Genomic DNA, 7,552 nt, shown 5'->3' on the forward strand with positions numbered 1-7,552 from the left:
TTGATATTGAGCCAAATAAATGAGGTTTTCTTATTAACTATTCATACTATTAGATAAGAAAACCTCATTAATTTATATGGGGCTGTAGAGATATAAAAGTCATGATTTTTTATTTAATTATTATTCGCTACTTGTTTTTTCATTGATACTGATATCGGTATATCACTAACGTAACCGAAATAATATTGCGCACCAAGTAGTCGATATTGCTTTAATTCATGCTGGCTACCCACCCGTCCCGCAATAAATAATGTGTTGTTTTTACGTATAAAGCGAATAACGGGAATTAGACCTGAGCGCTTATGATCATCATTAAGAATATGAGACGTTTTAATTGCGTCAGGTTTAATGTTATTTATTGTCTCTAAATAGCGGGTGGGTGGGATAATATCTACCCAGAGTTTTACCGCTTTCTTTTTTAATGATTCTAAATTTGCATTTAACGTCATCATGTTATGGCATTCACTATTATCCATGTCATGAAGTTGAACACAGGGAATAATGTACTGCATTGCAACGGAATGATGTTGAAAGACCTGATTAATAAAGCCTTGTCCAATAGGCCATGATAGCGTTTCTGAATTTATCGGAACCACCAAGGGGTTAATAATATCTTTATGGAAAGTCGATAGCTGAAACTCGATATGGCGGATGGCTAAATATAAGCTGTAGAGATCAAATAGAAACTGTACAGGTTTAGAGACATCAAATTGGTAAACACTTTGTTCGTTATTGCTACCAAAACGTAATGTTAGGTGTTGGTAGGTTACTTGATTAGTGGTGGTTTCTCGAATTGCCTGACACACATGACTAATATCGTTTTGATCAAATGCGTCAAGTAGGATTGCATCGTCGTTATTACGGGTTAACGATGGGATAATACCTTGAATGTAACTGTAAAGTTCGTCCATGGTGTGTAATGTGTGTTGAGTTGTCATAGCTCGTCCTCGTTCAATTTCACGGGAATGAATTAACCTAAGTTGCCAATGATATTGATATTCTTATTTTCAGGAACTTCGTTATAAGACAATACTGCTAAGCCTTGGGCGAAAGTACGCGCATAGCGAGATAGCAGTGGTCGTAATTGTGGCATTACTAGTAAAACAGGGGCTGCGCCTTGCTGTTTTAATTGTTGCTTCGCAAGCGGCATATTTTGTTGAAATTGGCTTAAAATATTTGGCTCAATTGGAAAACTATCTAGCATCACATTGCCACTCGCTTGTGCTTGTTGGAGCGATGTTAATAACATCTGTTCAAGTTCATCGGATAGGGCATAGACGTTAAGATCTTTCTTATCACCATTGAGTAGATTCACCAAGGTACGGCGTAAGCTGCAACGTACATCTGCAGCAATTAAGATTGGATCTTTTGTGTTTTCAGATGCTTCTAACATGGTATTGGCAATGGTACGGATATCTTTAAGTGGCACTTGATCAATGAGTAATTGGCGATACACCTTCAGTTGCTGAGCGGGCGTTAATGCTGCACTTAAACTTTCTGCTAATTTCGGCGCCTGCTGCGCTAAACGTTGGTTAATGAAATCTACATCATCATGGGTAAACAAATCGGCTAAATGTACTTTCATCACTTTGCTTAAGTGAGTGGCAATTACTGTAGCATCATCAACGACTTGGTAACCCATGTTCAGGGCCTTTGCCTTATTGCTATTTTCAATCCACACCGCAGGGAGTTGATAAGCAGGATCATGACCAAGGATGCCATCTATTTCGCCATAGGTATCACCCACGGCAATAGCCATTAAACGCTCAGGCTCAATGCTGCCTTGTTCAATGATCTCGCCATGAACGGCAATAGTATAGTGATTCGGTTTTAAGCTTAGGTTGTCGCGAATATTCACTTCAGGCAGCAAATAGCCGACTTGTTCAGAGAGATTTTTACGAACACCGCGAATACGTTGGGTAAGTGGCGCGCCTTGCTCTTTATTAACCAGATGGACTAAACGAAAACCGAGCGATAACGACATACTTTGAACATGAGGAATGTCATCCCATGTTAATGGCGTTTCGTGGTCGAGTTGCATGGCTTGAGAAACGGCTTCAACCTCGTCAAGTTGCTGGTGGTGTTGAGGTTTTTTATATTGTCGCCAGCCCGCAAAGGCTAATACTGCGGCAAAGCTGAAAAATGCCAAGTGCGGCATGCCTGGCACAATACCTATGATTGCCATCACAGAAGCAACAGTGAATAAGGTTGCAGGTGAGGCAAGCAGTTGGTTCTGCATAGCTTGCGTCATGTCATCATCACTGTCGTTAATACGAGTGACAATAATAGCGGCAGAAGTTGCTAATAGCAGTGAAGGAATTTGCGCGACAAGACCATCACCAATAGTCAGTAAGGCGTATGTTTTAAAAGCATCAGAGGCGCTGAGTCCGTACTCAAAAACACCGATACTGATACCACCGATGATATTGATAAATAGGATTAATAAACCCGCAATGGCATCACCACGAACGAACTTTGAAGCACCATCCATTGAACCGTAAAAATCCGCTTCATTAGCAACATCACGACGGCGCTGTTTAGCTTGATTTTGGTCAATAATGCCAGCGTTTAAATCGGCATCTATTGCCATTTGTTTTCCGGGTAGGGCATCAAGGGTGAAACGGGCTGCTACCTCAGATATACGTTCGCCACCTTTAGTGATCACCACAAAGTTGATGATCATTAAAATCACGAAAATCACCATACCCACAACGTAGTTACCGCCAATAACGACTTCACCAAAAGCTTGGATCACTTTACCTGCGGCATCGCCACCATTATGACCTTCCAATAATACGATACGCGTTGAGGCCACATTCAAAGTGAGTCGCATTAATGTCGCGACTAACAAAATGGTGGGGAAAACAGAAAAGTCTAACGGCCTTTTGGCTGTGGTACTGACTAACAATACCAAGATTGCCAAGACAATATTAAAGGTGAATAAGGCATCGAGCAGCATAGGAGGTAATGGCAAAATTACCATTGCCAGAATCATCAGTAAGGCGATAGGAATACCGATATAACCTTTACTCGACTGTTTGAGTGTTGTGAGCCAATTTAACATGTGAAGTCCTTCATCCAATCCGGTAAAAATGCGCTGAAATTAATGCTGTAAATGTTTTGGGATAACAAAATTGGGTAACGTTTGTGGTTGATTTCCTTTACCTTGTCGAAAGGCTTTAAGCTGTAAAACATAAGTTAATATATGAGCCACGGCGACATAGAGTTGGCTTGGGATCGCTTGCTCTATCTGGGTGCTGTGATAAATCGCACGAGTTAATGGTGGTGAATGTAAGATCTCAACATCGTGTTGTTTGGCGATGGTTTGAATATGCATTGCCGCTTCGTCTATGCCTTTTGCTACCACAAAAGGTGCTTCAGAGAGTGTGGTATCGTATTTAATCGCAACGGCATAATGGGTTGGGTTGACGATAACTACATCAGCTTTAGGCACTGCTGTATCAATTTTTCTACGGGCGAATTGCTGTTGAATTTGACGAATGCGTTGTTTGATTTCTGGATTACCTTCATTACTTTTAAATTCTTCTTTGAGCTCTTGTTTGGTCATTTTCAGCTCTTTGGCGTGCTCCCATTTTTGATAAGGAATATCAATTAAACCAAATAACAATAGCGCCACGCCCATCAGCAAAATGCCATGAAAGAGAATCGTCAGGATCAATGACACACCTTGTTTCAGTGGCAAGTTTTGCATTCCAAGTAAGCGGCTTAAATTGGCATCAAGATAGAGATATAGAAGAAGAAAAATCACACATACTTTGAGTGTCGATTTCAAAAGTTCGACCAAAGATCGCGTTGAAAACATCCGTTTTATCCCCGCAATGGGATCGATTTTTGATAATTTTGGCAATATACCAGCAGGGTAGAATAGCCAACCACCAATCAGTAAACTGCTGGCGATAGCAGTGATCAGAATCAAACCAAATAATGGCAGCAGTAATTGAATGATAATGGCTAAGCTTGTACCTAATGCTTCAATCGCTAGCCAAGGTGAGCGTAAACCATCATGAGATATTGTCATGTTCAATTTAAAGACGCCATTCAGCGCCTGCCAAATTGCATCAATTTGGAAATAAAAGAAAACCACAACCGCAATAAAAATCGTGGCGGCAGTGAAGTCTTTGGCGCGTGGGATCTGACCTTGCTCTCGTGCTTTGCGGATTTTCTGCGGAGTGGCTTTTTCAGTTTTATCTTGTGCCGATGACTGACTCATGCGCCCCCCGAAATATAAAGTTGAAGCTGATCTAGGCTGTAATGGACTAACTCGACATAACGTGCAGGTACACCACTGACAGAAATTAAGACACTAAAGAGTCCTAACAACATGGTCATAGGAAAGCCTAATGCGTAAACGTTTAAACTAGGTGCGGCGCGGTTCATCACCCCGAAACTGATATTAGCTAGAAGCATCGAAACAATAGCGGGCAGAGCGATGGCTAGGGCTGAACTGAACATCCAACCAAAAAGTGCGAGTATTTGTTTTACTGATGATACAGCCAACCCACTACCTACAGGCCAAGAGGTAAAGCTTTGCACCAGAATATCAATGACCAATAAATGCCCATCTAAAGCCAGAAACAACAGAGTGGAAAACAGTAAAAACATTCGACCTAGAATCGCGACTGAAACACCATTAACGGGATCGTTCATCATTGCCATACCTAAGCCCATTTGTAATGAAATGATCTGACCTAACAATGTCATGATGGAGAATAGGAAATGGATAATTAAGCCGAATAACAGTCCCCATATTGCTTGCTCAAAAGCCAGCATAAGTGCCGAGAGAGAAAGTAAATCTGTCGTGGGCATAGCTGGCATAAGTGGCGCGGCAATAAAGCTGATAGCAAGTGCTAACAAAGCGCGTACCCAGATAGGAATTAACGCATCACCAAAAAATGGCATGGCTAACATGGCAGCCCCAATGCGAAAAAACGGCCACCAAAACTGAGCGAGAAGGGCGTTTAGCTCTGCAAACGAGATAGCCATTAGCCAATCATTCCCGGAATGTTATGAAAGAGGTAATCAAATAATTCCATTAAGCGCCTTAGCATCCAATGTCCGGCAAAAATCACCATCAGTAACGTCATGATTAAACGGGGTAGAAAACTTAAGGTTTGCTCGTTGATTTGGGTCGCGGCTTGAAAGACGGCAATCACTAACCCGACTAATAACCCCGGGATAACAAGTACCATTACCATATTGATAATTAGCCAAACCGCATTGGAAAATAGATCGACAGCAAGCTCTGGGGTCATCATTTACTCCTTTCTTTTTTATCCAAAGCTGGCAGATAGCGATCCGACCGTCATGGTCCAGCCATCAGCGAGTACAAACACGATCAATTTGAAAGGTAGAGAAATAATCAGCGGTGACAGCATCATCATACCCATTGCCATCAAAACACTGGCAACTACGAGATCGATGATCAAAAAAGGAATGAACAACATAAAACCAATTTGAAATGCTGTTTTAAGCTCACTGATCACAAAAGCAGGTAACACGATAGCAAACGAAATATCCTCCACATCCTGGTCTAATGGTTCGTTGGCAATACGCATCATCTGCTCTAAAGCACTTTGATGGGTTTGCTTTAACATGAAATCACGAACAGGTTTTTCGGCAGTATCAAAGGCTTGTAAAAGGGTAATATCACCGTTGTCATAAGGGACAAAGGCATTATCGTACACATCCGTCCAGACCGGACGCATGATCAAAATCGTCAGTGACAAAGCGATACCCACCAGTATTCTATTTGGCGGGCTTTGTTGTAAACCCAGTGCTTGGCGCAAAATAGAAAGTACGATGATGATGCGGGTAAAACTGGTCGCCATGAGTAGAAAGGCAGGGATAAAACTCAGTGCTGTCATTAACAACAAGATCTGTAATTTCACACTGTATTCTTGCTCGCCTTGATCATCTGTAACGGTCAAGAAGTTCAGCCCACTATTGGCTTCTGCTGCCGAAGAAAACAGTACGCCGAGAGTAATAAGCAACAATGTTAGCAAATACAAACAATGGCGCTGTTGACATGTTCTTGTCAGCAAGTGGTATCCCTGAGCGATCATTGGTTAACCATCCATGGTGTTAAGAGGTGATTCGACGACATCAATCAGCCGTAGGCCATATTTCTCATTGATCACAACCACTTCGGCATGCCCCATCAGTGACCCATTCACTTTCACATCAAGCGGTTCACCGTTGAGTTTATCTAGCTCAATAACACTGCCTTCACCGGCTTTCATTAACTCACCTAATGAGATTTCTGTGCTTGAGACCTCAAGCGTGACAGTCACGGGGATCTTTTTGAAAAAACTTAAGCTACGTTGCGACATGCTGCTATCGAGTTGAGGTGTTTCTTCAAACTGTTCTAGCTGAAGATCGTCAAAATTGAGGTCATCACCATTGAATAGGTCGGATTCGTTAATATCGCTCATGCTTATGTGTCCTTACTGGTGTTGATGATTAAAACAAGTTGACCGTTTTGCTCTGCGACATGGCCGTTAAATAAGTGCTCTTGACCGATACTGATCGGAGAGGACTGCAATAAATCAATATCGAAGATATCACCGGGCTTTAGCTGCAATACTTGGTCTAAAGGCATCTGTTTTTCACATAAAACAGTGTTGAGTTTGACCTTGGTCGATTCAAGTTGCTGACTAAAGAGTGCATTGAGTTCAGAAGTGGGTTGTAAGCCAATAACGCTGGTTAATGTTTGAATTAGTGCGGAATCAATACAGATGATGATGTCGCCAATTGTCTCTTCACAGGTAACTGAAAGTTGAATGACTAAGCCGATATCATCTGATAGTGAATTATCACAGGGTTGCCACATATCTTCAGGTGCTATCTGAGCTGAAAAAAGTCGTCCTATCCGTTCTTGTAAACGCAAATCACTCGAAGTAATAGTTTGACTTTTATGACTATTTAGCCGATTTACAGGCGAGTGATAAAAGCGATCGGCGAGTGCAATGAGCAGCGGTGCAGAACAACGAAAATTCATCATACCACCGTCATTATGGGCTACCGTAAATGCCGCATGTTGTCCCTGTTTTGGGGATTGAAAATCAATACTAGTAACCGATATAGTCAGTTCATGGGTTTTCACCCATTTTTGGATTTGGTCAGTCAACCCTAGTAATGAATTATTTAAAATATTAGCTAATTCATCTTTGATTATATGAATAGGTTTTCCTAGCAATTCCACATTCAATATGGGATATCTTTTGTCAAAATCTGATTTTATATATTCCATAGCTATCATAATTAAGTGGGTAAAAATAAAGTGTAGTTGATGTTTATTCGTAATATATAAATATGTTTATCGTGTTTATAACTATGAAGATATAAATTAAAAACATTTAAGAGCAAAAATGTGACTTTAGTTCATACCATTAGTATTCGATGAAATAAAAATTGTTTTAATGTTTAAATTTAAAAAACTTCGATTATGATGAAGTTAAATTAAATGAATTTGCGTGGCTAAACTTATGATTAATAATGAAATAACATTAGACTTTAGTATAATATTTAATCG

General features: G+C 40.7%; 8 protein-coding genes. All 8 read right to left on the bottom strand.

Annotated features, from left to right (window positions below; genetic code table 11):
- Positions 1-113: 113 nt before the first annotated feature.
- Genes CTN01_RS08575 through CTN01_RS08610 form a run of 8 tightly spaced genes read right to left on the bottom strand, consistent with a single transcriptional unit; the run spans position 114 to position 7,222 of the window.
- On the bottom strand, positions 114-938 hold the full coding sequence (locus CTN01_RS08575; protein ID WP_052957928.1) for an EAL domain-containing protein: 825 nt from the start codon (positions 936-938) through the stop codon (positions 114-116).
- A 32-nt stretch (positions 939-970) separates the two neighbouring features.
- Positions 971-3,064, bottom strand: a complete 2,094-nt coding sequence (gene flhA, locus CTN01_RS08580) for a flagellar biosynthesis protein FlhA (RefSeq protein ID WP_045150226.1) — start codon at positions 3,062-3,064, stop codon at positions 971-973.
- A gap of 39 nt (positions 3,065-3,103) precedes the next feature.
- Positions 3,104-4,231, bottom strand: coding sequence for a flagellar biosynthesis protein FlhB (gene flhB / locus CTN01_RS08585; protein WP_045082403.1), 1,128 nt, complete (start codon positions 4,229-4,231; stop codon positions 3,104-3,106).
- A complete protein-coding gene (gene fliR, locus CTN01_RS08590; RefSeq protein WP_005364344.1) occupies positions 4,228-5,004 on the bottom strand; it encodes a flagellar biosynthetic protein FliR in 777 nt (258 codons plus the stop codon). The genes flhB and fliR overlap by 4 nt, the downstream gene beginning before the upstream one ends.
- On the bottom strand, positions 5,004-5,273 hold the full coding sequence (fliQ, locus tag CTN01_RS08595; protein ID WP_005364345.1) for a flagellar biosynthesis protein FliQ: 270 nt from the start codon (positions 5,271-5,273) through the stop codon (positions 5,004-5,006). Before fliQ ends, fliR begins: the two co-directional genes overlap by 1 nt.
- An 18-nt stretch (positions 5,274-5,291) precedes the next feature.
- Positions 5,292-6,083: a flagellar type III secretion system pore protein FliP gene (gene fliP, locus CTN01_RS08600; RefSeq protein ID WP_045082401.1), complete on the bottom strand. Its 792-nt coding sequence runs from the start codon at positions 6,081-6,083 to the stop codon at positions 5,292-5,294.
- Positions 6,084-6,086: 3 nt separating this feature from the next.
- Complete coding sequence (gene fliN / locus CTN01_RS08605; protein WP_005364349.1) at positions 6,087-6,452, bottom strand: flagellar motor switch protein FliN; 366 nt, start codon at positions 6,450-6,452, stop codon at positions 6,087-6,089.
- Positions 6,453-6,454: 2 nt separating this feature from the next.
- A complete protein-coding gene (locus CTN01_RS08610; RefSeq protein ID WP_244156111.1) occupies positions 6,455-7,222 on the bottom strand; it encodes a FliM/FliN family flagellar motor switch protein in 768 nt (255 codons plus the stop codon).
- Positions 7,223-7,552: the final 330 nt, after the last annotated feature.

It is taken from the genome of Photobacterium angustum, assembly GCF_003026365.1.
GTDB lineage: Bacteria > Pseudomonadota > Gammaproteobacteria > Enterobacterales > Vibrionaceae > Photobacterium > Photobacterium angustum.